Origin of the sequence: Micromonospora wenchangensis (genome assembly GCF_002210435.1) — a bacterium.
In the GTDB taxonomy this organism is placed as follows: Bacteria; Actinomycetota; Actinomycetes; order Mycobacteriales; family Micromonosporaceae; genus Micromonospora; species Micromonospora wenchangensis.
Map to the genome: position 1 here is coordinate 25132 of NZ_MZMV01000028.1, position 25120 is coordinate 50251.

The window sequence follows — 25120 nt, forward strand, 5'->3', positions numbered from 1 at the left end:
GCCGGCCGGCACCGGTACGGGCAGGTGACCCGTGTGCCGCCGCTCCCCGGACATCACCACCTACCTCACAGGAGGCGACGCAATGAGTGACCCGATGGACGTCCTGGCCCCCGAGCACCGGCGGCTACGGATCGGCGACTCCTGGCGGGACGCCGCGAGCGGCGCCACCTTCGCCGTCGAGGACCCCGCCACCGGCACGACCGTCGCCGAGGTGGCGGACGCCGGAGTCGCCGACGGGCTGGCCGCATTGGACGCGGCGAGCAGGGCGGCGGCGCAGTGGGCGGCGACCCCGCCACGGAAACGGTCGGAGCTGTTGACCGCGACGTACCGGGCCCTGACCGACCGGTCCGAGGAGGTCGCCCGGCTGATCACCCTCGAAATGGGCAAGCCGCTGGCCGAGGCGCGGGCGGAGGTGGCCTACGGCGCCGAGTTCTTCAGGTGGTTCGCCGAGGAGGCGGTACGCGTCGAGGGGCGCTACAGCACCGCGCCCGCCGGGGGGTACCGCATCCTCACCGTGCCGAAGCCGGTCGGACCGTGCGTGTTCGTGACGCCCTGGAACTTTCCGTTGGCGATGGGCGCGCGCAAGATCGCCCCGGCGTTGGCGGCGGGCTGCACGACGGTCACCAAACCGGCGGCCCAGACGCCGCTGACCATGCTGCTGCTGGCCCGCATCATGGAGGAGGTCGGCGTCCCCGCGGGTGTGGTCAACGTGGTGACCACCAGACGTGCCGGTGAGGTGGTCTCGGCGCTGCTGGCCGACACCCGGACGCGGAAGGTGTCGTTCACCGGGTCGACCGAGGTAGGGCGGGTGCTGCTGCGCCAGGCGGCGGACAACGTGCTGCGTACCTCGATGGAGTTGGGCGGCAACGCGGCCCTGATCGTGTGCGCCGACGCCGACCTGGACGTCGCCCTGCGCGGTGCGCTGGTGGCCAAGATGCGCAACATCGGGGAGTCCTGCATCGCGGCCAACCGGATCTACGTCGAGGAGCCGGTGCGCGAGGAGTTCACGAAGCGGTTCACCGAGCGGATGGGCGCGCTGGTGGTGGGCCGCGGCTTCGACGACGGCGTGGACGTCGGGGCGTTGATCGACGGGCCCTCGGTCGCCAAGCTCGACGACCTCGTCGCCGACGCGGTCGGTCGGGGTGCCCGGGTCCTGGTCGGCGGGGTACGCCCGGACGGGCCGGGTCACTTCTACCCACCGACGGTCCTGGTCGACGTGCCCGACGACGCGCGGATGCTGCGGGAGGAGATCTTCGGCCCGGTGGCGCCGATCATCGGGTTCACGTCCGACGACGAGGTGATGGCGAAGGCCAACGACACCGAGCACGGGCTGGTCGGCTACGTCTTCACCCGTGACCTGCAGCGGGCGCTGCGGTTCGCCGAGGGGCTGCAGACCGGGATGATCGGCGTCAACCGGGGCCTGATCTCGGACCCGTCGGCCCCGTTCGGGGGCGTGAAGCAGTCCGGCATCGGCAAGGAGGGGTCACACGAGGGCATCCTCGAGTACCTCGACGTCACCTACGCGGCGATCGACCTGCCGTGAGCGTCCAGCACACCGTCGCCGCCGTTCCGGAGAGGCACCGCCATGCTTGAGACCGTCCGTGGACCACGCCAGCTGATCGTCGGCGAAGGGGTCGCGCAGAACATCCCCCGGGTGGTGGCCGAGAACGGCTCCCGGGTCCTCGTCGTGACCGACCGGACCCTGCTGGGGCAGCCGGGCGTAGCCGGGATCGTGGCCGCGGTGCGGGAGCAGGTCGGGGTCGTCGAGGTGTTCTCCGACGCGACTCCCGACGTGCCCCTCGCCGACGTCGACCGGGCCGTCGCGGCCGCCGCCGCGGTGGACGCCGACGTGATCCTCGCCGTCGGGGGCGGCACGGTGATCGACCTCGCCAAGATCGTCGGCGTCATCCGGTGTCACGGGGGGACGCCGCGCGACTTCTACGGCGAGTCGCGGGTGCCGGGGCCGACGATTCCGCTCGTCGCGGTCCCGACGACGTCGGGCACCGGCTCCGAACTGACCCCCGTCTCGGTGCTGACCGACCCGGACCGGGAGCTGAAGGTGGGGGTGTCCAGCGTCCACATCGTGCCCGACTTCGCCATCGTCGACCCCGAACTCACCTACTCCTGCCCGGCCACCGTCACCGCCCACTCCGGCATCGACGCGTTCTGTCACGCGGTGGAGAGCTACACCGCGCGCCCCCGGCCGCACGGGCCGCGTGACCCGGTGGAGCAGGTGTTCCTCGGCCGCAACCAGGTCACCGACCACTACGCGCTGCTGGCGGCGGAGCGGATCGCCCGTAGCCTGCGTCGGGCCGTGCGGGACGGCGGTGACACCGACGCGCGGGCGGACATGTCCTACGGTTCGGTGCTCGCCGGGCTCGCCTTCTCCCACGCGGGCAACGCGGCCCCGCACGCCCTGCAGTACCCCATCGGCGCGGCCACGCACACGCCGCACGGCCTGGGCGTCGGGCTGCTGCTGCCGTACGCGCTGCGCGCGGCCCGCGACGCCGTCGGTGACCGGTTGGCGACCCTCGCCGGGGTGTGCGGGCTCGACGTGGCCGACGCCTCGCCGGCCGAGGCCGTCGAGGTGTTCCTCGACTGGCTCGACGGGCTCCTCGCCGACATCGGTATCCCGCCCACCCTGGCGGACATCGGGGTGGCCCGCGCCGACCTTCCCCGCTTCGCGGAGCTGGCCGCCGGTGTCACCCGCCTGATCCAGAACCATCCGGGGCCGACCGACACCACCAGCCTGACCGCGATCCTCGAAGCGGCCTGGGCCGGGGACCGGACCTGACGGGCCCGGCCGCCGTGCGCCGGGTTCGGGGTCGGCGCACGGTGGCCGGGTCCGTCGGCTCCTAGTCCTCCGGCTCCCAGGCGATCAGCTGCTCGAAGACGCGCCGGTCGCCGTCGACCCGCAGCGAGTCCATGGTCACGCGGCCATAGCAGAACATGACCAGTTCGTGGGCGGTGCCCCAGGCGGCGGCGTAGGCCAGCTCCGGGTCCTCGACGGCCGCCTGGGCGGGCAGGCGGGCGGCTCGGGCGCCGGCGGCGGAGAACCGGATGCGCCAGGAGCGGCCCTCGGTGGCGTGGTAGTGGATGACCGCGGGGGCGTGCGGCCACGCGGCAGTCGTCGCGACGCAGGTGGTCAGGAACTCGTCGACACCGTCGAGGGCTACCTCGCCCGGCAGCGGCTGTGGGGCGCCCACCGCGACCTGGGCGTCGTAGGTGTGCACGGCGACCTGCTGGAGCTGGTGCCGGGCGACGGCGCCCGTCGTCTGTGGTGCCTGCGACGAGCCCCACCACGTCCAGCAGCCCCGGTCCGGGCCGGCCTGCCGCAGCGCGTCGCGCAACTCCCCCGTCGACGCGGTGAACCACGCCAGCAGGGCCTCGCGGTCGCGGGGCACCTCCGGGGTGGGCGTCGCCGGCGGAGCGTCGACGGGCCCCGCGGCCACGATGGCCGCCCACCTGCGACGTCCCTCGCCCAGATGCTGCACCAGGTCGAACAGTGTCCACTCGGGGCAGGTCGGCACCGGCACGTCGAGGTCGGGCGCGGCGGCGACCGCCGCCCGGAAGGCGTCCGACCGGTCGTCCATCAGTCGCAACAGGTCGGCGAACTCCAGAGTCTCTTCCACCGCCGCTTTGTACTACCCCCGTCCGACGAGCGACAGCGGATTTCCGCGCCCCGGCGGTGGGCGGACGTGAAAACCCGTTGCCGCCGCCGGACGGGGTGACCATGCTGGCGCGCATGGGTCAGTGACCAGTGGCGTACGTGCGCGACGACGACGGGTTGGAGTCACCTCCCCGTCCCGTACCGCCATGCCACCCGAAGCCCGCGCCGGTCACCGGTGCGGGCTTCCTTCACGCGACGTGATCTGCGACGTCGCGCCAGCCGGCCGGCTCCCCGCCGGGACGCCGGCTGCCCGTCACCGGACCCGGGACGCCCCGGCGCGCCGTCGCGCTGCCGGTCGCCTCCCGCCGAGACCCTGGAATCGCCGAAGCCATGAACAGTCCCCGTCATGTCCCCGTGCCGACCGACGGCCGTCCGAACGACATCGACCGTAAAGCGCTCTGGGTGGTCAGCGAGCGCGCCCTGCCCACCATCGTCAGGTCCTGTGTGTCGTGCCGGTCCACCCGGCACCGTCCCACCGGCAGGATCCGGGTCAACGCCAACCACAAGCTGCTCGACGTGTGGCTGCTGATCTGCTGCGAGCTGTGCGGCCGCACCTCGAAGATCCCCGTCCACGAGCGCATCGCCGTGCGGGCGCTGGACAGGGAGCGGCTCGTGATGTTCGAGAACAACGATCCGGCCGTGGTGCGGCAGTTGACCATGGACGCGACGCTCGCCCACCGGGCCGGCCACCAGCTCGACTGGGCCGGCACCTGGCGGCTGGACACCGACCTGCCGTTCTACGACCTCCAGCGCGCGGACGCCCCGCCGCTCGAGGTCATCGTCCGGTTCGAGCTGCCGGCACCCGTCCGGGTCGAGAGGTTGCTGACCGCCGGGTTCGGTCTGGGCCGGCCCGCTCTGCGGGGCATGGTCGATTCCGGCCGCATCCGCCTGCCCCTGCCCGTCACCGCCAGGGCCAGCAGGGACTTCCGCTTCCTGGTCGTCGCTGCACCGCTGCCGGCCGAGCGGGCCTGAGGTGCCGCCCCACGGCACGGGTCAGGTGCCGTGGGGCGGTCCGGGCGGTACTGTCCGCCAGCGGTCGCGGCCGGTGGGGCGTCTGCGCGGGCGGATGACCGGGCACTCCCTAAAGCGTCCTAGGAGACATCGTGCCCCCTCGGCGCCGGGCTGCGGGCCGCCGACCGGCTGCGGTTCCACGGGTGGCGGTTACGGTAGATAATGGAACGATGACCCGTCGTAGCAGGAAGGTCGCCGGGTGGACGGCCGGTGTGGTCTGCTCGCTGGGCCTGGTCGGCCTCGGCGTGGCGTTCGCCCACGTGGGCGTGACGGAGGCCGACAAGTGGGCCAGCACGCTCGGGATCTTCGCCACCGTGCTGGGGCTGGCGCTGACCGCCTACACTGCGGCAGCGACCCGCAGGTCCGCGTCGCACGCCGGTCCGGTCGATCGGGTCGACAACACGATCGAGGGCGGCGAGTTCGCCCAGTCGGTCGTCCAGGCCCGTGACCTGACGGCCGGCGGCCCGCCCTCCCCCGCGTCCCCGCCGGCCGTCGCCGGTCGGGTGACCAACACGATCACGACCGGCAGGTTCCACGGTCCGGTCGTCCAGGCCCGTGACATCGTCCGGCAGCCGCACGACCCGCCGGTCCACGACGACGGGGCCGACCCGTCCCCGGGGCGATGACGTGAAGGGCGACGGGTTCGGACGACGACTCTTCGGCCGGCGGACGGAGGGGACGACCTCGAACACGATCACGGGCGGGGTGTTCCTCAACGCGGTGGTCCAGGGGCACGCCGTCACCGTGACCCTGCCTCCGCAGGTCACCCCCGCCGGGTTACCCCGGGCCACGACGTCCTTCACCGGTCGGGAAACCGAGGTCGAGCTGCTGCTCAAGGAGCTGGCACCCGGCGCGGGCAGCGGAGCGGGACCGGTCTCGGCGGTGGCCGGACTGGCCGGTGTCGGCAAGACCGAACTGGTCGTGCAGGCCGCCACCCGGGCCCAGCGCCGGCCGGGGTGGTTCCCCGGCGGAGTGCTGTTCGTGGACATGTTCGGCTACGACCCGCAACGACGCCTGTCGCCCGGCGCGGCACTGCTCGGCCTGTTGCAGGTACTGGGTCTGCCCGGTGAGTACATCCCGGCGGGCGAGCAGGACCGTGCCGCGCTGTTCCGCAGCGTGCTGGCCGCCTACGCCGCACAGGACCGGCGGCTGCTCCTGGTGATCGACAACGCAGCGACCGTCGCCCAGGTGACGCCGCTGCTGCCGAGCGACGACAGCACCGCCACGCTGATCACCTCCCGACACACCCTGGCGGTCGGGGCCCGGCTGCACGACCTGGACGTGCTGGACGTCGAGACGTCCGTGCGGCTCCTGGCCGACCAGTTGCAACAGCTACGCGGCCCGGCCGACACGAGGGGACACGACGAGCCGCAGGCCGCCGCCGAGATCGCCGAGCTGTGCGCGGGCCTGCCGCTGGCGCTGCACATCGCCGCCGGCCTGCTGGCCGACACCGGCACCCGTACGCTGGCCTCCCTCGCGGAGGCGTTGCGCGCCGCGCACACCCGGCTGGACCGGCTGAGCCGGGAGGACCGTGCGGTGCGTGCCGCGTTCGACCTGTCCTACCGGCAACTCAGCCCCGTCCAGGCCCGTCTGTTCCGGCTGCTGTCGGTCAATCCCGGGCCGGACGCCGGGACGGATGCCGCCGCGTGCCTGGTCGACACCGACGCGCACCGGGCCGAAACGCTGCTGGCGGACCTGGCCCGGGCCCATCTTGTCGAGCCCGGCCCCGGTTGGGGGCGATGGCGGATGCACGATCTGGTCCGCCTGTACGCCGAGGAGCAGTCGGACGCGACGACCGAAGCCGATGCCCGGGATGCCGCCCGTGCCCGGCTGTTCACCTACTATGTCGCGGCCACCGCCGCTGCCAGTGCCCATCTGCAGCCGCCGTCGGTCGCCGCCGCGCTGACCGGGCGCTCCGTTCCGGCGGAGGAGTTGGCCCGGATCGAGACCACCTACGGGGCGGCCGGGCAGATGCAACCGCCCCCGGTCGTTGCCACCTTTTCCACCCGGGAGCAGGCGCTGGCCTGGTTGGAGACCGAACGACCCAATCTGGTCGCCGTCTGTACGACCGCGGGCGTCCACGGGCACCGCACGGCCAGCATCGGGTTGGCATCCCTCCTGCACATATTCCTGTCGTTCCGTCGGCACCTGTCCGAGCTGATCACCGTCACCGACAGCTTCCGGGCTATCTGCCGGCAGGCCGGGGACCGGCACGGCGAAGGAATGGCGCTGAGCAACCTGGGCGTGGCCCTCAACGAGGCAGGCCGGTCAGACGAGGCGGTCACCGCCCACACCCAGGCGGTCGAACTCATCGGGGAGACCGGTGACCGGCACGACGTGGGCATGGCGCTGAACAATCTCGGCCTGGCCCTGCGGGCGGTGGGGCGGTTCGACGAGGCGATCACCGCCCACACCCGGGCGTTGGACATCTACCGTGAGATCGACGCCCGGCACAGCGAAGGCCTGGCGCTGAACAACCTCGGCCAGGTGCTGCGGGCGCTGGGACGGTTCGACGAGGCGATCACCGCCCACACCCGGGCCGCCGAGATCTGCCGCGAGACCGGGGACCGGCAGGGGGATGGTCTCGCCCTGGACAACCTCGGCGCGGACCTACAGGAGGTGCGGCAGCACGAGCAGGCCGTCGCGGTGCACGCCCGAGCCGCGGACATCTTCCGCGAGCTCGACGACCGGCGTCACGAAGCCGAGGCACGGCACCATCTGGGCTCGGCGCTGCGGGAGGTGGGGCGGTTCGACGAGGCCGCAGCCGCACACACCCGGGCCGTCGAGCTCTTCGGGGACGGCGGTGACCGCAGCGACGAGGGCATGGCGTTGACCGGCCTCGGCCTGGCCCTGCGGAGAAACGGGCGGTATGCCGAAGCGGCGGTCGCCCACACCAGGGCGGCTGAGGTGTACCGCGAGATCGGCGACCGGCGCAATGAGGGCATCGCGCTGAGCAACCTCGGTGTGGCGCTGCAGGAGGCAGAGCGGTTCGACGAGGCAACCGAAGCCTACGAACAGGCGATGCAGGCGTACCGCGAGGCCGGTGACCGGCAGGGTGAGGGCGTCGCCGCGAACAACCTCGGCAACAACCTGCGGGCGGCGCAGCGGTCGGCGGACGCGGCCGTCGCCCATCGCCGGGCCGCCGACATCTTCCGGGCGGTCGGCGACCGGTACCGCGAAGGCAAGGCGCTGATCGGCCTCTGCCTGGCCCTGCTCGACACGGGGCAGGACCACGAGGTGCGACGCCACTATGAACGCGCGGTCGGGGCGTTCGCCGGCGTCGACGAACACGAGAGCGCGGCGTTGGTGCAGCGGTGGCTCGTCAGCCTTCACCCGGGGGCGATCCCGCCCGGGATCTTTCCGCCGGAGTTCCACCAGGCGGCGTTCGTCGTCCTGCTGGGGCTCGCGCTCGCCGAGGCCAGGTCGGGTAGGCCGTCGTCGTGGGGCGGTCGCCGAGTTCTCCGGGACCGGTCGGACGGCAGTTCGACGCCGTAGCTCCGCCGGCACCGGTTCCTGCCCGCTGCGGCCGTCGCTGCTGGTCGCATGCCTTACTGGGGCCGAGGGATCTCGCTGCCGCCCGATCCGCGCTGCCCGGCTGCCGGAAAGGGCTTGTCGTTCACTGTCCGAGGGGGCGGTAGCGCAGGTGTACGACGCCGTTTCCGAATCGGCGCTCCTCGAGGAGTTCGAGCTCGGCGCGTAGGCCGGTGGGCAGCCCTGGTTTACCCCCACCGACGACGACGGGCAGGATGAACAGTTGGCACTCGTCGAGCAGTCCGGCGTCGAATGCCTGTGCCGCGAGGTTGGCGCCTCCGATCATCAGGTCGCTGCTGGCTGTGGCCTTCAACCTGCGGACGGCCGAGGGGTCGAAACGGCGTTCGATCCGGGTGTCAGCAGTGGAGACGTCGGTCAGGGTGGTGGAGTAGACGATCTTGCTCGCCCTCTGCCAGGCGCTGGCGAAGTCGGCCATGAGGTCCGACTTCGCGGCCAGAGCGGGGTCGGTCTCCCAGACGGCCATCGCCTCGTACAGGCGTCGCCCGTAGAGGAACGTGCCCACAGGCCGCAGGCGTTCGGTGTGGAACGCGAACACCTCGTCGTCGATGGGGAGCCAGGCGAAGGTGCCGTGTTCGTCCTCCATGTAGCCGTCGAGCGAGACGTTGTTCATGTAGATCAGCTTTGCCATGCCCCTACCTCTCGGTGATCAGCCGGACATTCGCCAGGTTGGCGTCGAGCTTGGTGAACGCTTGACGCCAGCCCTCCCCGCTCGGCCGCGCCAGGTGTTCGGGGAGCCACTGGCGGATCTCCAGTCGCGTCCGACCGTCCGCGTCGTCGTGGAACTCGATGCGCAGTCTCGTCGCGAACGGCTCGATGCCCTGGTGCAGCCGCCCGCTGACGCGCATGACACCGTCGATCAACTCGCCGTCGACGACGTCGGTGAGGTCGATGTGGACGTGCACGCGAAGGCCGGGGTCGGCGGCGTTGACCTCGGTCCACCGTTGGAACCCGCCCGGGCGTACGTCGAACTCGATCTCGTCGTGCGGCAGTGAGTTCCCGATCGGGCCCCACCACGCCGCCAGGTGTTCGGGATCGGTGAAAGCGCGGTAGACGAGCTTGCGCGGCGCGTCGAACAGACGCGAGATCGTCAGCTGCGGAGTCGTCGGTCTCATTCCCTCTCCTGATCGTCGTCCGACGCCGGGTCCGTCGCCCGCTCAGCGGCCTGCATCGCGGCGAGATGGACGTCGAGGCGGGTGAGGGACGAGTCCCACAAACGCCGGTACTCCTCGATCCAGTCGGCCGCCTCGCGCAGCGGGGCAGCCTCGAGGTGGCTCGCGCGCCACTTGCCCGACCGCGACCGCGAGATGAGCGCGGCGCGCTCCAGCACCTTCAGGTGCCGGGACACCGCCGGCATCGAGATCGACAGCGGGGCGGTGAGCTCGGTGACGGTGGCGTCGCGTGTGGCCAACGTGGCGATGATCGCCCGTCGGGTGGGATCGGCGAGCGCCGCGAACACCGCGCTGAGCTGATCGGTGGCTACCATCGAGAGCCCTCTCACTTAACCAACATGTTAAACGTATAGCGTCGCGATCGGCACTGTCAACGAAGGGGACGACCCTCATCTACGCCCGGCTGCCCGACGTCGCCTGGACAGGCCGACGGCAGCAAGCTCAGCCTGCGTCCACTCCCCCGACCGTGCTCGCCAGCCGAGCCACCACGGCCGACACGATGGCCGCCCCACGTAAGGCCGGCTGTGCGCCCCGTCAGCAGGACGCCGACGGCCGCGACGTCATCGAGAGGAGGGATCGGGTTCGGTTGTTGCTGCCTATGAAGCGGTTCCCTATCGGTGGGGGCAGGGTTTCCTGCTCCTCGTCACGACTGGGGGCGCAGAGGACCGGACGTCGAGGAGAGCGCGGGGGCTGAATACCAGATCCTCCGCCTGCGCGGAGGTCCCGAATCGAACGGAACAGCAGGAAGCACCCGCATGGCCTCGACTGTCGCAGCTTACTGAGGGATCAACTCGTTGAGTCGACCCAGGGTGAACGCCTCCGATCCGTCCGGCAGGTTCTCCGGGGCCTCGATGCCGACGAAGGTGACCGGCCCGTCCGGCGGCCGGCCGTTCCACGTCGTCACCTCGGCCCGCGCGCGCCACCGGTCGACAAGGTAGGACACGGTGAGGTACCGCCGCTCCACCAGTGCCCGCACCCGGTCGGCAGTGGTGAACGTGTTCTCCTCCACCCGGTTGAACGACGGCCGTCCCCCCAGGTACAGGTGCAGCCACACCGCCTGCCAACCATGCCCGTTCCTGGTGAACACCATCGGCAGCGCGACCCGGCCCTGGCCGCGCAGGTGCGACCGCGCCCGCACGGTCCGCGCGTCGAACGGCGCGCCGCCCTGGTCCCGCGCCCGGGTCTGGTACCCGAACATCGACTCGGCGACCTCGTCGAACGACTCCCCCGCGTAGATGTTGACCTGCGGAACCACGTACCGTCCGCCGACGGTCAGCGGCACGTCGATGAACTCGGTCGCACCGTTGCGCGCGTCGGTGACGTCGCCGGAGTGCACCACGCCGTCGTGCCGGTAGTTCGTCCACGACACCTGACCGGCACTGTGGAAGTCCTCGTCGAGCAGCAGCAGCGACAGGTCGTAGTCGGTGCGGCGGCTGGTCTGACGCCAGTAGGTGAAGAAGCGCAGCAGTTCGCCGGAGACCGAGGCCCGCGAGCCCCTGGGCATGATCGCGAAACCGCCCTCGGCCGCCTTGCCGGACAACGGCAGGGCGACGTCGAGCACCTCCGGATCCACCAGCAGCGGCCGGTGCCACTGCGGCAACCGGGCGCTGATCTCGGCGTCGAGCAGCGACGACAACTCGGCCACCAACCCGGCCGGCAGCGGTGGCCGCTCGTCGGGACCGACCCACGCCATGCGGGAGCGGCTCGCGTACATCCGGGCGGAGGCGGGGGTGAGCCGGTTGTCGACGTGCTCCCGCAGCGACAGGAGCACCCGGCCTGATGCCGAGCCGAGCGCGCCGGTGACCGCGTCGACGACCGTGGTCCGCTCCGACGGTGACGCCAGCCGCAGCAGCCGGTCGGCGGATCGCAGGAGCAGTCCCGGCGCGGCCGACAGCACCGAGGCGGCCGGACCGACGGCACCGGCGCGGATGGCCGCCTCGGCGCGACCGGCGAGGTTGTGCACCCGCCGCTGACCACGCGCGACCGTGAACACCTCCTGCGCGTGCGGCCACTGGTCGTACTCGTGGGGGTGCAGCCGTTCCCCGAGCCGCTTCCAGCGCTCCGCGTAGCGCGCGACGTCACCGAGCTTGTCCGGGTTCGCGGCGACGACCTCGTTCAGCGCGGCCAACAGCATCCGCCGCTCCGGGCGTCGGAAGGCACGAAACCGCGTGGGTGCCGCCAGCGAGACGTCCCCGCCGGAAACCTGGCAGGCGAGGCGCAGCACGTCGGTCGTGGTGTCCACGCCGACCAGCGGCCGGCCGAGGACGAGCCGGATCCCGTTGAGGACGGCACGGTTCTCCCGTACCGGAATCTCGGTCGGCTGCGCGCCGTCCGCGCAGGCGACCGCCAGCTCGCCGAGGATCGCGAGGTCGGCCTCGCCGTGCGGCGTCGGGCTGCCGGCCAGGGCGAGGTAGAGCCGTTCCGCCTCCACCTCGGGGGCGGCACCGAGATGCAGCAGGGTCACCCGGTCACCGGCTGCGGCGACCAGCGTGTCGTGCGCGGCCAGCAGCTCCGCGTAGGTGTGCTGGTAGGTGCCGTAGGCCGGCAGGTCGAGCAGGTTCACCCCGCCCGAGACGGCGGCGTGGCGCAGCTGCGCGTCAGTCGCCGTGCCTCCGCCGGCGAGCACTGCCGCCCGCAGCCGGTCGACCCAGAACTCGATGGTGTCCGGCACGTCGTGCGGGAAACCGATGAAGTAGGCGTTGTGCCGGACATGGTCGCCGACCAGCTCGCGTACCGCTGAGACGACCGTGGCGGCGAGATCCATCGCCGGCGCGGGGGCCAGGGCGCCGACGTGCTCCAGCAGGGCCCGCGAGGCCGAGAACCCGACATCGAGCAGCGCCGCGTCCAACTGCCGGGCCACCGTCGTGCCGTCACCGGCCGCGGCCGTGCTCGCCGGTACGCGCAGGGTCTTCTGGATGATCAGCTTCTCGATCACGTGCTCCTCCGTTCCGGTCGGTTGTGGCAGGTGGCGGCGCGCAGCAGTGGCACGGTGGGTCGCCGGGGACTCGAACCCCGAACCTTCCGATCCAACAGGGAGAAGGAAGCGCATCCATCGCCGCACAGCGGAGGGCGGACGCGCTACTCAGTCGGATGCTCTAGCCAGTTGAGCTAACGACCCGGATGTCGATCATCCATCAGCCGGGGCGACATGGCTAGCGGGATTCGACGTCACCGCCGGGCCGGGGAGGGCCGCCCCGGGGCGGTGATCGCAGTGGCCGGCCGGCGGGCCTCCCGGTGAGGGCGGCAGTCATCAGCGGACTCGCCGGCGCGGAGGCGTTCCTGAGCGCCGGCGGACCGTGGTGGTTCGGGTTCCACCAGGCACCGGCCGGTCTCGCGAACGCGCAGGGGAACCGTTCCTGGGCCGGGCACGGCCGGCTGACCATGCCGGTGACAGCCGTCGACGCCTCGACGGTGGGGGACGCCCCGGCGCGGCAGCTCACGCTGATCGCGGACCACCTCGACGAGCACCTGCTCCCGCACAGCGGACACCTCGTTCCCGTCGACGCTCCCGCCGACCTGGCCGCGATCGTGGCGGCGACCGCGGCCCGGGCGACATCGGCTCGCGCCTGACCGCGAACGGGTACCCGGGAGGCGCCGATCATGGCGACGAGCTGCGGAAAGCGTAGATAGGGCCGGTGCGGCTGGAGTGCTAGTCGGCCAACTCCACGAGCGGGAAGGCCCGGTGCCGCCGGGGCGGAATCAGGAAGTTCTGTCGGCGGGTGCAGGTCAGGAAGCGTTCCAGGCCGTTGTCCTGCTCGGCCACCCGGTGCTTGCGCACCAGGTCCACCGATGCCTGGCTGCGTCGCATCCGGGTGAAGAAGTCCGCCGTCGGCACGAAGACGCTGAAGTGCAGTTTCGGTTGGCTGCTGCCGTCCGGGGTGTCCATCGGGTCGAAGCCCGGGCCGTCCACCCGCAGGTGCATGGGGGTGCCGTCGGGTGCCCGGGAGCTGCGCTGGAGGGTGGACAGGTGCCCCATCCGTCGCTCGCCCGCGGGCAGGCCGACCCCCCGGGCGGTGCGCTCGGCGTAGTCCGGGCCACGGTTGTCGGCGGGGAGGAAGGACGGCCCGCCGCCGTCGGTGAGCTGGTCGGGGTTGCCCGGGTGTACCGGCGGGGCGTGGAACATGTACTGCACCCGCTTGGTGAAGTTGCCGTTGTCGCTGGGCGGGGTGTCCGGTGCGGCCATGTCGTAGAACTGGAGCATGTCGAGGATGACGTGCGACAGGTGCTGGATGCTGCCGTTGTCGAGGTAGTCGCCGGGGCGGGCGGTGCTCAGCCGGGCCGAGGGGTGGCCGGCGAAGGTGCAGATCTCCGGGGGCCCGGAGGCGTTGACCTGCTGGTCGGAGAAGCCCATCCACATCGGCGAGTCGGGTTGGATGAACCGGGCGTACGGCAGTTGGTTCTGTTCGGCCACCGAGCGGGGTAGGCCGACCTGGGTGAACATGTGCCGGCTGGAGGTGATCGTGAGCAGTCCGGCGAAGGCTGGTGGGGGTGTCGGCCGGCCGGCGAGCGTGCCGTTGCCGTCGAACCAGGCCAGCACGTCCTGGATCACCGCCGCCCGGTCGCTGCGGAAGGTGAACAGCAGGTCGTTCGCCTCGATCCGGACCGGCACGGTGAACCGTTTCTTGGTCACCCCCGGGTTGTCCGGGTGGACGTCGGTCGGCGCGGGCACCGCCTCCTCCAGCACCGAGCGGGCCGGGTCGGCGAGCAGGCGGGGCAGGTGCGCGCCGACCAGGTCGCCGGTGAGACCGCCGGGTAGGCGGCGGAAGTAGGGCAGGCCGTAGGAGACGAAGGTCATCAGGTCCGCCGCGCCGAACGGGTAGCGCGACTCCAGGGCGGCGAGCACCCGGGTCAACTCCCGTTGGTCGTCGCCGCCGGGGGTCCGCGACAGTGCGGCGGTCAGGTAGACGGTGTGTACGGGTGGCATGACGAACGGGCCGCCGGTGGGCGAGGACTGCTCGGGTGCGCTGAACCGGGCCACGTCGAACTGGATGTCGGGCAGCCCTGCCGCCGGGTCGGGGGCGGCCGGGCGGGCCGGGGTGCGCGCGTCGGCCGAGCAGGCGGCGAGGGCTGAGGCCGCCATGGCCAGCGCGCCGCCGGCCAGCATGGTGCGGCGGCTGAGTCGGGGCTGGTCGTTCATGCCTCAGCTCGACCGGTCGAGCGCGGCGCGTACCGCCTCGCCGAGTTCCTCGTCACCGGGGGTGGTGAGCCGCACCGTGTGTTCGGTGAGCTCGACGAAGCCCTCCCGGGCCCCGCCGTTGCGGGTGGGGCTGACCAGCACCACGTCGGCGTCCCGCTCGACGTCGACGTGCCGGGTGCCCTTGGCGTAGGTGGCGTAGGTGCGTAGGCCGAGGGCGTCGAGGACGGGTGCGAAGGGGGACGGCCCGTTCCGCAGGTCGGGGGTGGGCACCCCGGTGCGCGAGGCGTCGAGCATGCGGGACACCGCCGCACCCAGCTCCCGGTCGTCGGTCGGCTCGTCGAGAAGCAGGAAGGTGCCGTTGGCGATCCACATGCCGTCGACGGTCAGCGAGGAGGAGTGCGCGACGTACCGACCTCTGCGCAGGTCGAGTCCGGCGAGTCTGGTCATCGGTGTCCTCGGTGGAGAGGGGGACGCCCCAGGCTGCCCGTGGGACGTCCCCGGTGGTCTATCTGATCGGGATGATCCGCACGGTCACCCCCTTCTGGGCACCGTACTGGACGATCTGGTTGAGCGCGTTCTGCTGGGCGCTGGTGGCCGCGCCGCGTTGGACGGCGATCTCCAACTCCCGGGCGGCGACCTGACCGGGTCTGATGGTGACGCCGTCCCAGGTGACGGGGTTGCTCTTGGCGAAGCCGGCGGCCTTGTCGACGTAGCCCTGGAGGCGGCTGGTGAGCTGGCTGGCGCTCTGGTAGCTCTTCGCGGTGAGGTCGACGCTCTTGATGCTGGTGGCGGTGCCGTTGGCGAACCGGTCGATGGTCGGGAAGCTGCGGGGCAGGTTGCCGCCGAGTTTGGCCTCGATGGCCAGGCCGCGTTCGAACTGGTTGAGCTTCCACACCGAACTGCCGGCCTTGAGGTACGCGCCGAGGCCGCCGGTGAGTGCCCCCAGTGCGCCGCCGATGGCGAAGTCCTTCAGGGCGTCGCCCATGCTGTACTTGCGGCCGGTCAGCGCGGCCAGGCCCGCGCCGATGCCGACCGAGGAGGCACCGCCGATCAGCGCCCCGATCAGGATCGGCACGCAGATCGGGCAGTCGCCGTTGGGGTCGGAGAGGTTGACCGGGTCGTTGAGGGCGTAGGTGTAGAGGTTGGTGCTGCCGCCGCCGAACCCGGCCGGGTCCTGGCTGAGGAACCGGCCCGTCTCCGGGCTGTACCAGCGGGCCCGGTGGTAGGTCAGTCCGGTGTCGGCGTCGCGTTCCCGGCCGGTGAACCCCTGGGTGTTGCCGCTGGTCGCGCCGCTGGTGGTGACCGCGCCGAACGGGTCGTAGGTGTAGCGGGTGGTCAGCGTGCCGGCGGAGTCGGCCAGGCCGAGCACGCTGCCCAGCGGGTCGGTGGCCGGCACCCGGGTGCCGGCGGCGTCGGTGCGGGTCAGGGTCTGGTCCAGTCCGGCGGTGAGCCGGTCGGCGACCGCCGTGCCGGTCTGTTCCCGGACCAGGTTCGGGCCGTCGTAGCCGAAGGTGGTGGTGGCTCCGGCGGCGGTCCGGTTGGCCAGCCGGCCGGCGGCGTCGTAGCCGTAGGCGGTGGTCAGGCCCGGCCCGGTCACCCCGGTCAGCTCACCCCGGGCGTTCCAGGTGTAGCCGCGTACGCCGTCGCCGGTCAGGTTGCCCTCGTCGTCGTAGCTGAACGTCTGCGCGCCGCGGCCGGTCAGCCGGTTCGCCGCGTCGTAGCTGGCGGTCGGTCCGGTGGCGGGGACGGTGACCTGGGCGAGGCTGCCGGTCAGGTCCGCCACCCGACCGGTGCCGTCGTAGCCGTAGCGCAGATCGCCGATCGGAACTCCACCGGTGGTCTCGTAGGACAGCCGGGTGAGTTGGGAGGCGGCGTCGTAGGCGTAGCGGGCGGTGACGCCGGCCTGGTCGACGCGGGTGGTGCGGCCGGCGGCGTCGCGGTGCCAGGTGGCGGTGGTGCCGCCCTGGGTGATCTGCTCGATCAGTCCGGTCGGGTCGTAGCTGTAGGAGACGGCGGGTTGGCCGGGCACGGTCATGGCGGAGCGTCGGCCGGCCGCGTCGTAGCTGTAGCCGACGGTGCCGGTCGGGCCGGTGACGCTGACGACCTGGTCGAGGTCGTTCCAGCCGAGGGTGAGCGGGCCACCGGTGGAGTCGGTGATGGTGGTGAGCCGGTCGAGGGTGTCGTAGCTGAACTGTCTGGTGCTCTCGTAGGTCGGGCCGGCGGTGGCGCCGTATCCGATGAAGGTGGTGCGGCCGAGGACGTCGTAACCGGTGACGGTGGTCTTGCCGCGTCGGTCGGTGGCCGAGACGACCCGGCCGAGCACGTCGTAGGTCTGGTGGGCCTGCTTGCCGCGGGGGTCGGTGACGGTGACGGGGCGGTCGGAGCTGTCGTAGGCGATGCTTGTGCTGTTGCCGCGGGCGTCGGTGACCGTGGTCAGGTTGCCGTTGCCGTCGTAGCTGAAGGTGGTGGCCCGGCCGAGGCCGTCGGTGCTGGTGACGACCTGGTTGTCCGGGTCGTAGCGGACCTGCTCCAGGACGCCGTTGGCGTCGGTGACCGCGACCGGGCGGCCGACGGCGTCGACGAAGCTGCGGGTGGTCCGGCCCAGCGGGTCGGTCACCGCGACGAGGTCGCCGTGTTCGTAGGTGTAGCGGGTGGTGTTGCCGAGGGGGTCGGTGAACGCGGTGACCTGGCCGGCGGTGTTGTAGGTGTAGTGCCGGGTGCGGCCGGCGGCGTCGGTGGCGGCGGTGAGGTCGCCCCGGTCGTCGTACTGCATCCGGGTGGTCCGGCCCTGGTCGTCGGTGACCGAGGTGAGCTGCCGGTACGGCCCGCCGGCGGTGAGGGTGGCGGACTGCGCGGCGGCGGTGCCGGCGAGCGTGGTGAGTCCGGTGAGTTGCCCGTTCGATCCGTATCCGAGGGTGGTGCGGCGGCCGTACGGGTCGACCAACGCGGTCGGCAGGTGGGTTGCGGGGTCGCGGGTGGTGGTCGAGGTGCGGGCGTGGGCGGTGCCGGCGGCGGTGGTCTCGGTGGTCACCCGGCCGGCGGTGTCGAAGCGGGTCTCGCGGATGCTGCCGTCGGGTTCGGTGACCGCCGTCTTCACCACCTTGCCGGCGGAGTCGGTGGTGTAGGTGAAGCCGTAGGTGACGCCGCCGGGCATGGTCTGGCTGGCGACGCGGCCGGCGGAGTCGTAGCTGTTGGTGAGGTAGGTGATGCCCCGGGCGTCGGTGACCGTGGTCATCCGGTGCGCGGTGTCGTAGGTGTAGGTGGTGGTCCGGCCGCCGGGTGAGGTGACGGTGGTGAGCCGGCCGGCGGAGTCGTAGCCGTACTGCACGGCCCGGCCGGCGTTGTCCTGGGCCCGGGTGACCCGGCCGGCGGTGTAGCTGAGTTTGATCCAGCGGCCGTTGGGTGAGGTGATCTGGGTGATGTCGCCGGCCTGTCCGCCGCTTGCGCGGGTGAGGGTGATCTGGTTGCCGTGGCGGTCCCGGATGGACTGTAGTGGCGTGTTCTCCCCGAAGACGTAGACCATGCCGTCGGTGCGGACGAGGTCCCAGCCGTCGCCGTTCCAGCTCATCACCGCGTCGCGGAACGGTCCGGTGGTGTCGACGGCGGTGAACACCGCGTCGACCCAGCCGGTGCCGGGGCTGGTCCGCACGAGGTGGACCTTGCCGCTGTCCGGGAGGATCAGGTCGGCCTCGACGTACTCCTGCTTGGAGTTGATGAAGATGCCGTAGGTGAAGTTCGCGCCGATGCCGAACTCGCGGTTCTGGGTGTCGTTCTGCCGGTAGGTGCGGGTGATCGAGATGGGCAGCACGTCATTGACGGTCAGGTCGGTGTGTTCGTCGACGAACAGGCCGCTGGCCAGGTCGACCGGGTCGCCGCCGTCGTCGCCGTCCTCGCAGGGGCCGGTGCCGGCGGGGCGTTTGCCGCTGCCGTTGAACATCGCCCCGGTGAACTCCCAGACCCGCACGTCGGGGTCGGGCATGATCTGCCGGCCGTCGGGTGTGACGGTGCCGTGGCCGTAGATGTACCAGCCGGCCTGCGCGCCGGTGACCGCGCAGACGGCGGGGGTCTTCGCCGTGCCGGTGGGCTTCTTCGGGTACGACTTCACCGGCGTCTTGACGCAGGGCCGGCGGCCCGGGTCGTAGTCCCAGAAGTCGAGCCGGCTGCCGGGGGCGAGGCCCTGGGTGTTCGGGTAGATGATCTGGGCGCCCTCGGGCAGGATGACCGCGCCGCCCGGCTGCACGGTGAAGTAGACGGGGGTGCGTACCCCGGCCGGGAGTGGGAACGGCGGCTGGTCGACGGGCAGGGCGGTGATGGACAGTTCGGTGACCCGCTTGCCGGCCCGGTCGCGGATCACCGAGCCCTGGGGCAGCCGCACCTCGAAACCGGGGATGGCCGGGGTGGTGATGACGGTCTGCTTGCGGGTGGGTGAGGGGAAGCGGACGCTGTTGGCGGTGTCGAGGCGGGTCATCCAGATCGGGTAACCCAGCTCGGTGGTCTCCCCCGCCCGCAGGTCCACCCCGGTTTCGAAGCGGCCGAACGCCCGGCCGGGGCGGCTCGCCGTCTTCCCGTCGATGACCAGGACGTGGTGGCCGGCGGTGAGTCCGGTGAGCAGGAACCGGCCGGTGGCGTCGGTGCGGGTGCTGCGCCGGCCCACCGTGAGGGTGACGTCGGCGAGCGGCTGGCCGTTGAGCAGCAGGGCCTGCCCGGCGAGGGCGGTGACGCCCCGGTCGGCCCGCAGTGCCGGCTGGAGATGCCCGTAGGCGCCGGTGCGGTGGCTCGACCAGTCCTCGCCGGCGAGGTTGAACCGGTCCGGGGTCCATGCCTCGGTGGGGTCGCCGGCGGGCCGGGCCGGCGTCTGCGTCTTTCTCGCGGGTGCGACTGCGGTCGGCAGCCGCACCTCGCCGGTGATGGTGCCGACGGTGCCCGCCGACGGGTCGACCAGGACGGTGTACGTGCCGGCCACCGGCAGGGTGACGGCGCTGAGGGTGCAGGTGTCGCCGCAGTACACGCTACTGCCGAGGTTCGTGCCGTCCGGTTTGCGGATGACGGCCGTGGCGTTGTAGCGGCTGTAGGTGCCGGCGGTCATCGCCACGGTGACCACCTGGCCGGCGCTGCCGGGGAAGGTGAGGGTGGCGTTCTGGCCGGGCACGGTGGTGGTCAGGGTGGCTGCCGCACCGCCGGGGGTGACGGCTGCGGTGGCGTCGGCCGGGACGTCGTAGACCTGGAGGATGACCGCGCCGGTGTACATGGCGTCGGGGTTGAGCAGGATGCTGTACGTGCCGGCCACCGGCAGGGTGGTGACGTCGAAGAAGCACGTCGCCCCGCAGTACGCGCTGCTGCCGAGGGTCGTGCCGTCCGGTTTGCGGATGACCGCCGTGGCGTTGTAGGTGCCGTAGCTGCCGGCGCTGCCCTGTACCGCGATGCGCTGCCCGGCGGTGCCGGGGAACGACAGCACCGCGTTCTGGCCGGGGCCTGCGGTGGTGAGGGTGACCGCGCTGCCGCCCGGGGTCGTGCCGGCGGCCGCGTCGGCGGGGACGTCGTAGATCCGCAGGGAGACCGTGCCGGTGTACATGGTGTCGGGGTTGAGCAGGATGCTGTACGTGCCGGCCACCGGCAGGGTGGTGACGTCGAAGAAGCACGTCGCCCCGCAGTACGCGCTGCCGGTCAGGTTCGACCCGTCCGGCTTGCGCACGATCGCCGTCGCGTTGTAGGTGCCGTACGTACCGCCGCTGCCCTGCACCACGATCCGCTGACCCGCCGCGCCGGTGAAGGACAGCACCGCGTTCTGCCCCGGCGCGCTGGTGGTCACCGCCACGGCCGGGCCGCCGACGGTGGCACCGACCGTCGTGTCCGTCGGTACGTCGTGGACCCGGAGGGTCACCGCGCCGGTGTACAGGGCGTCCGGGTTGAGCAGGATGCTGTACGTGCCGGCCACCGGCAGGGTGGTGGTGTCGAAGAAGCACGACGCCCCGCAGTACGTGCTGCCGGTCAGGTTCGACCCGTCCGGCTTACGGATGATCGCCGTCGCGTTGTAGGTGCCGTACGTACCGCCGCTGCCCTGCACCACGATCCGCTGACCCGCCGCGCCGGTGAAGGACAGCACCGCGTTCTGGCCGGGGGCGGTGGTGGTGAGGGTGACGCCGGCTCCGCCGGGGGCCGTGTCGGCGGTGACGTCGGCCGGCACGTCGTGGACCCGTACGGTGAGCGCGCCGGTGTAGGTGGATGCCGGGTCGATCAGGATGCTGTACGTGCCGGTGACCGGGAGCACCGTCGTGTCGAACAGGCACGTCGCCCCGCAGTACGTGCTGCCGGTCAGGTTCGACCCGTCCGGCTTGCGGATGATCGCCGTCGCGTTGTAGGTGCCGTACGTACCGCCGGTGCCCTGCACCAGGATCCGCTGTCCGGCGGTGCCGGGGAACGTCACCACGGCGTTCTGGCCGGGGCTGACGGTGGTGACGGTGACCGGGTCGCCCCCGGGGGTGGTGCTGACGGTGGCGTCGACGGGCACGTCGAACACCTGCGTGGTGAGGCCGCCGACGGCCGCCGCCGCCGGGTCGACCAGCACCGTCCAGGTGCCGGTGGTGGTCAGCGGCACCGAGCTGAACGAGCAGCTCGTGGTGCAGGAGGAGGAGTTGACGGTGCTGCCGTTGGGTGCGCGCAGCGTCGCGGTGACGCTGCCGCCGCCGAACGCGCCGGCGGTGAGGCTGACGGTGACGACCTGCCCGGCGGTGCCGGGGAACGACACGACGGCGTTCTGGCCCGGCACGGTGGTGGTCACCGACACCGCCGCCCCACCGGGGGTGGTGCTCGCGGTGGTGTCGGCGGGCACGGCGTACACCCGGGCGGTGAGCGTCCCGACGGCGGTCGTCCTCGGGTCGACCAGCAGGGTGTAGGTGCCGTCGACCGGCAGGGTGGTGGTGTCCAGGAAGCACGACGTGCCGCAGGAGGTGTTCGACACGACGGTGCCGCCGTCGGGACGCCGCAGCGTCACCGCCGCCTCGGACGAGCCGAACGTCCCACCGGACAACTGCACCGCCACCCGCTGCCCCGCGCCCGCCGGGAACGACACGACCGCGTTCTGCCCCGGCACGGTGGTGGTCACCGACACCGCCGCCCCACCGGGGGTGGTGCTCGCGGTGGTGTCGGCGGGCACGGCGTGCACCTTGACGGTGATGGCGCCGACGACCGTGCCCTTCGGGTCGACCAGCACGGTGTACGTGCCGGCCACCGGCAGCGCGGCGGTGTCGAGGAAGCACGACGTGCCGCAGGAGGTGTTCGACACGACGGTGCTGCCGTCAGGGCGACGCAGCGTCACCGCCGCCTCGGACGAGCCGAACGTCCCACCGGACAACTGCACCGCCACCCGCTGCCCCGCGCCCGCCGGGAACGACACGACCGCGTTCTGCCCCGGCACGGTGGTGGTCACCGACACCGCCGCCCCACCGGGGGTGGTGTTGGCGACCGCGTCGTTGGGCAGGTCGTAGACGCGGGCGGTGATCGCGCCGAGGGTGGTGCCGGTCGGGTTGACCAGCACGGTGTAGGTGCCGCTGGTCGGGAGGGTGACCGCGTTGAACGAGCAGCTGGTGCCGCAGTAGTTCTCGCTGACCACGGTGGAGCCGTCCGGCGCGCGCAGGGTCACGCCGGCGTCGTAGGTGCCGAAGGTGCCGCCGCTGAGGGTGACCGAGACGACCTGCCCGGCCGTGCCGGGGAAGGCGATTGCCGCGTTCTGGCCCGGGACGGTGGTGGTCACCGACACGGCCGCCCCACCGGGGCTGGTGGTCGCCGAGGCGTCGGCCGGCACGTTGTGCACCTGGACGGTGGCCTGGCCGAGGTAGGTGGTGTCCGGGTTGAGCAGGATGGTGTAGGTGCCGTCGACCGGGAGGGTCACCGTGTCGAAGAAACACGACCCGCCGCAGTACGCGCTGCCGGTCAACGTCGACCCGTCCGGCTTACGCACCACCGCCGACGCGTTGTACGTGCCGTACGTGCCACCGGTGAACTGCACCGACACCCGCTGCCCGGCGGTGCCGGCGAACGCGACCACGGCGTTCTGCCCCGGGACGGTGGTGGTGACGGTGACCGGGGCGCCGCCCGGGCTGGCGGTCGCCGTGGCGTCCGCCGGCACCGGGTGGATCTGCACCGCGGCTTGGCCGACGGTGACCCCGTCGGGGTTGAGCAGGATGGTGTAGGTGCCGTCGACCGGGAGGGTCACCGTGTCGAAGAAACACGACCCGCCGCAGTACGCGCTGCCGGTCAACGTCGACCCGTCCGGCTTACGCACCACCGCCGACGCGTTGTACGTGCCGTACGTGCCACCGGTGAACTGCACCGACACCCGCTGCCCGGCGGTGCCGGCGAACGCGACCACGGCGTTCTGCCCGACGGTGGTGCTCACGGTGACCGCGCCGGCCCCGGGGGTGGCGGTCGCCGTCGTGTCGGCCGGGACGTCGTGGACCTGCACGGTGACCGCGCCGACGTAGCTGGTGTCGGGGTTGACCAGGATGGTGTAGGTGCCGTCGACGGGTAGCACCGTGGTCTCGAAGAGGCACGACTGGCCGCAGTATCCGCTGCCGGTCAGGTTGGTGCCGTCCGGTTTGCGCACCACCGCCGATGCGTTGTAGGTGCCGTACGTTCCGCCGGTGAGTTGGACGAGGACCCGCTGGCCGGCGGTGCCGGGGAACGAGATGACGCTGTTCTGGCCGGGCACCGTCGTGGTCGCCGTGACCTGCGGGCCGCCGGGTGTGGTGGCCGCCGTGGCGTCGGCCGGCACGTCGTACACCTGGACGGTGATCGCCCCGGTGGTGGCGGCCTGCGGGTCGACGACGAGGGTGTACGTGCCCTGGGTCGGCAGCACTGTGGTGTCGAGGAAACAGGCGGTGCCGCAGGAGCCGTTGGAGACGACCGTGCCGCCGCCCGGCTTGCGCAGCGTCACGGCGGCGTTGTAGGTGCCGTAGGTGCCACCGCCGAGTTTGACCGAGACCCGCTGTCCGGTGCTGCCGGCGAAGGTCACGGCGGCGTTCTGCCCGGGCACGGTGGTGGTGACGGTGACCGCGTCGCCGCCGGCCGTGGTGTCGGCCGTGGCGTCGGCCGGCACGTCCCGTACGGTCGCGGAGATCGAGCCGGTGGCCGTGCTCGCCGCCGCGAGCAGCAGCGTGTACGTGCCCGCCGTATGAGCCGTGACCGTGTCGATGAAGCCGGTGGCCCCGACGCACCCGGCCGACGTCGCGGTACGCCCGAACGGGTCGAGGAGTTTGGCGGTGGAGATGCCGCAGGAGCCGAAGGTGCCGTCGGCGAGTTGCACGCTCGCCCGTTGTCCTTCGGTCAGGTCGAACACGACCAGCGCGATGTCGCCCGCGCTGGGGATCGGCACGGAGGCGGTGACGCCGAGCGCGACCCGGGCGGTGTGCGCCACGTCGGCCACGGTGTAGGGGGCGGGCACGACGAACACGTCGGCGGCGCTCTGCCCGCTGCCGTGGGCGGTGCGGACGCCGACGCGGCCGGAGGCGACGCCGGTGGGGACCTCGACGGTCAGGTTGCCTGCGGCGACGGTCGAGGTGAAGGCGCGGGTGCGGTTGAGGGTGACGGCGTTGTCGGCGGTCTGGGCGGCGAAGCCGGTGCCGGCGACGGTGACGGTGCTGCCGGGTGTCACGACGGAGGGCGTCACGGCGGTGACGGTGGGCGCGGACTCGTCGGGTCCGGTGACCACGAAGGACTGTGGGCTGGTCGCGGTGACCCCGCCGACGGTGACGGTGACCAGGCCGGTGGTCGCTGCGGCGGGGACCCGTGCGACCAGACGCCGGCCGGTGGCTGTGGTGACGGTGGCGGGGACGCCGTTGAACGCGACGGTGTTCTCGGTCGCCACGGTGGAGAAGCAGCCGCCCTCCAGGGTCACCTCGGTGCCGACGGCGGCGCGGGCCGGCACCACCGACAGCAGGGCCAGGGCGGGGGTGCCGTCGTTGCTGACCGAGGTGGTGTTGCCGGTGGGGTCGTACCGGTAGCGGGCGGTCCGGCCGCCCTGGTCCTGCACCCCGGCCAGTTGTCCGGCGGCGTCGTAGGCGTAGCCGATGGAGTCGCAGGAGACCGAGGCCGGGACCATGTCCGGCAGGTCCGCCCCGACGGCGAAGGCCAGCAGCAGGACGAGGGTGGCGAGCGTCGCGGTGGAACGCAGCCGGGCACCTGCCCAGACCCTCGATCGGATGGTGCGGCGGTCGAGCGGTCCCGACATGCTGCCTCCTCGGACGCAACTTCTGGTCGCAAGATAGGCGAGATCCATCAACCGAAGTAGATGGCGGGGTGAACAGCGCACCCCCCGGCTGGATCACCCACGGTGATCGGGCCTTCTACCGGCAGAAACGGTTTGTGGCCCCACCGGGGGTGTCAGCTATAGGACAGTTGATTGTGTAGTCCGATCACGGGCAAAAGTGGGCAGGTCAGGGCCCCTGTCGATTGATGAGGGATAGTCAGCACTGGCACCGTATGCGGCGCGAACGGTCGACGTGTCGGCTCGGAGGGGATATAGGGCATGCAGCGCGACACCCGTGCATCCTCGACCGGCCGCGGCCGACGTCCGGGCAGCACCAC

General features: G+C 72.1%; 14 protein-coding genes and 1 tRNA gene. 6 read left to right on the forward strand and 9 right to left on the reverse strand.

Annotation, left to right across the window (positions count from 1 at the left end; translation table 11 throughout):
* The first annotated feature begins 82 nt into the window (after positions 1 to 82).
* Together B5D80_RS17590 and B5D80_RS17595 are read left to right on the forward strand one after the other, a co-directional pair.
* Positions 83 to 1543, forward strand: a complete 1461-nt coding sequence (locus B5D80_RS17590) for an NAD-dependent succinate-semialdehyde dehydrogenase (RefSeq protein ID WP_088644975.1) — start codon at positions 83 to 85, stop codon at positions 1541 to 1543.
* A gap of 42 nt (positions 1544 to 1585) precedes the next feature.
* Positions 1586 to 2794, forward strand: coding sequence for an iron-containing alcohol dehydrogenase (locus B5D80_RS17595; RefSeq protein WP_088644976.1), 1209 nt, complete (start codon positions 1586 to 1588; stop codon positions 2792 to 2794).
* A gap of 61 nt (positions 2795 to 2855) precedes the next feature.
* Here B5D80_RS17595 and B5D80_RS17600 read toward each other — a convergent pair whose 3' ends face one another.
* The gene (locus B5D80_RS17600) at positions 2856 to 3632 is read right to left on the reverse strand and encodes a maleylpyruvate isomerase family mycothiol-dependent enzyme (protein WP_088644977.1); all 777 of its coding nucleotides are present in this window, start codon (positions 3630 to 3632) and stop codon (positions 2856 to 2858) included.
* A 392-nt stretch (positions 3633 to 4024) separates the two neighbouring features.
* Here B5D80_RS17600 and B5D80_RS17605 point away from each other — a divergent pair, with 392 nt between their 5' ends.
* From B5D80_RS17605 to B5D80_RS17615, 3 genes are all read left to right on the forward strand, one after another.
* Complete coding sequence (locus B5D80_RS17605) at positions 4025 to 4642, forward strand: DUF1062 domain-containing protein (RefSeq protein ID WP_211291556.1); 618 nt, start codon at positions 4025 to 4027, stop codon at positions 4640 to 4642.
* Positions 4643 to 4851: 209 nt separating this feature from the next.
* Positions 4852 to 5307, forward strand: coding sequence for a hypothetical protein (locus B5D80_RS17610; protein WP_144081696.1), 456 nt, complete (start codon positions 4852 to 4854; stop codon positions 5305 to 5307).
* Between the two features lies 1 nt (position 5308).
* A complete protein-coding gene (locus B5D80_RS17615; protein ID WP_158224205.1) occupies positions 5309 to 8176 on the forward strand; it encodes a tetratricopeptide repeat protein in 2868 nt (955 codons plus the stop codon).
* 121 nt (positions 8177 to 8297) lie between these two features.
* On the opposite strand, the gene B5D80_RS17620 is transcribed toward B5D80_RS17615, so the two are convergent.
* The 5 genes from B5D80_RS17620 to B5D80_RS33395 form a co-directional block, all read right to left on the reverse strand.
* A complete protein-coding gene (locus B5D80_RS17620; protein WP_088644981.1) occupies positions 8298 to 8861 on the reverse strand; it encodes a dihydrofolate reductase family protein in 564 nt (187 codons plus the stop codon).
* Between the two features lie 4 nt (positions 8862 to 8865).
* Entirely contained in the window at positions 8866 to 9345 is a 480-nt protein-coding gene (locus B5D80_RS17625; protein ID WP_088644982.1) for an SRPBCC family protein, read from the reverse strand.
* Positions 9342 to 9716 carry an ArsR/SmtB family transcription factor gene (locus tag B5D80_RS17630; RefSeq protein WP_088645018.1) on the reverse strand — a complete coding sequence of 125 codons (375 nt, stop codon included), beginning with the start codon at positions 9714 to 9716 and terminating at the stop codon, positions 9342 to 9344. Before B5D80_RS17630 ends, B5D80_RS17625 begins: the two co-directional genes overlap by 4 nt.
* A gap of 461 nt (positions 9717 to 10177) precedes the next feature.
* Positions 10178 to 12337: a hypothetical protein gene (locus B5D80_RS17640; RefSeq protein WP_088644984.1), complete on the reverse strand. Its 2160-nt coding sequence runs from the start codon at positions 12335 to 12337 to the stop codon at positions 10178 to 10180.
* A 55-nt stretch (positions 12338 to 12392) separates the two neighbouring features.
* A tRNA-OTHER gene (locus B5D80_RS33395) sits at positions 12393 to 12520 on the reverse strand.
* Positions 12521 to 12636: 116 nt separating this feature from the next.
* Between B5D80_RS33395 and B5D80_RS17645 the strand changes: the two genes are divergently transcribed.
* The gene (locus tag B5D80_RS17645) at positions 12637 to 12972 is read left to right on the forward strand and encodes a hypothetical protein (RefSeq protein WP_088644985.1); all 336 of its coding nucleotides are present in this window, start codon (positions 12637 to 12639) and stop codon (positions 12970 to 12972) included.
* A gap of 79 nt (positions 12973 to 13051) precedes the next feature.
* Here B5D80_RS17645 and B5D80_RS17650 read toward each other — a convergent pair whose 3' ends face one another.
* The 3 genes from B5D80_RS17650 to B5D80_RS17660 are packed head-to-tail and all read right to left on the reverse strand — an operon-like array spanning position 13052 to position 24764.
* Complete coding sequence (locus B5D80_RS17650; RefSeq protein WP_211291557.1) at positions 13052 to 14539, reverse strand: DUF7405 family protein; 1488 nt, start codon at positions 14537 to 14539, stop codon at positions 13052 to 13054.
* Positions 14540 to 14542: 3 nt separating this feature from the next.
* Complete coding sequence (locus B5D80_RS17655) at positions 14543 to 14986, reverse strand: contact-dependent growth inhibition system immunity protein (protein ID WP_088644986.1); 444 nt, start codon at positions 14984 to 14986, stop codon at positions 14543 to 14545.
* Between the two features lie 58 nt (positions 14987 to 15044).
* Positions 15045 to 24764, reverse strand: a complete 9720-nt coding sequence (locus tag B5D80_RS17660; RefSeq protein WP_158224206.1) for an endonuclease toxin domain-containing protein — start codon at positions 24762 to 24764, stop codon at positions 15045 to 15047.
* Positions 24765 to 25120: the final 356 nt, after the last annotated feature.

Bases quoted from the DNA above. Each gene is read 5' to 3' on its own strand.
- B5D80_RS17590 (WP_088644975.1), top strand. From the start codon at position 83: ATGAGTGACCCGATGGACGTCCTGGCCCCCGAGCACCGGCGGCTACGG.
- B5D80_RS17595 (WP_088644976.1), top strand. From the start codon at position 1,586: ATGCTTGAGACCGTCCGTGGACCACGCCAGCTGATCGTCGGCGAAGGG.
- B5D80_RS17610 (WP_144081696.1), top strand. From the start codon at position 4,852: ATGACCCGTCGTAGCAGGAAGGTCGCCGGGTGGACGGCCGGTGTGGTC.
- B5D80_RS17620 (WP_088644981.1), bottom strand. From the start codon at position 8,861: ATGGCAAAGCTGATCTACATGAACAACGTCTCGCTCGACGGCTACATG.
- B5D80_RS17625 (WP_088644982.1), bottom strand. From the start codon at position 9,345: ATGAGACCGACGACTCCGCAGCTGACGATCTCGCGTCTGTTCGACGCG.
- B5D80_RS17630 (WP_088645018.1), bottom strand. From the start codon at position 9,716: ATGGTAGCCACCGATCAGCTCAGCGCGGTGTTCGCGGCGCTCGCCGAT.
- B5D80_RS17650 (WP_211291557.1), bottom strand. From the start codon at position 14,539: ATGAACGACCAGCCCCGACTCAGCCGCCGCACCATGCTGGCCGGCGGC.
- B5D80_RS17655 (WP_088644986.1), bottom strand. From the start codon at position 14,986: ATGACCAGACTCGCCGGACTCGACCTGCGCAGAGGTCGGTACGTCGCG.
- B5D80_RS17660 (WP_158224206.1), bottom strand. From the start codon at position 24,764: ATGTCGGGACCGCTCGACCGCCGCACCATCCGATCGAGGGTCTGGGCA.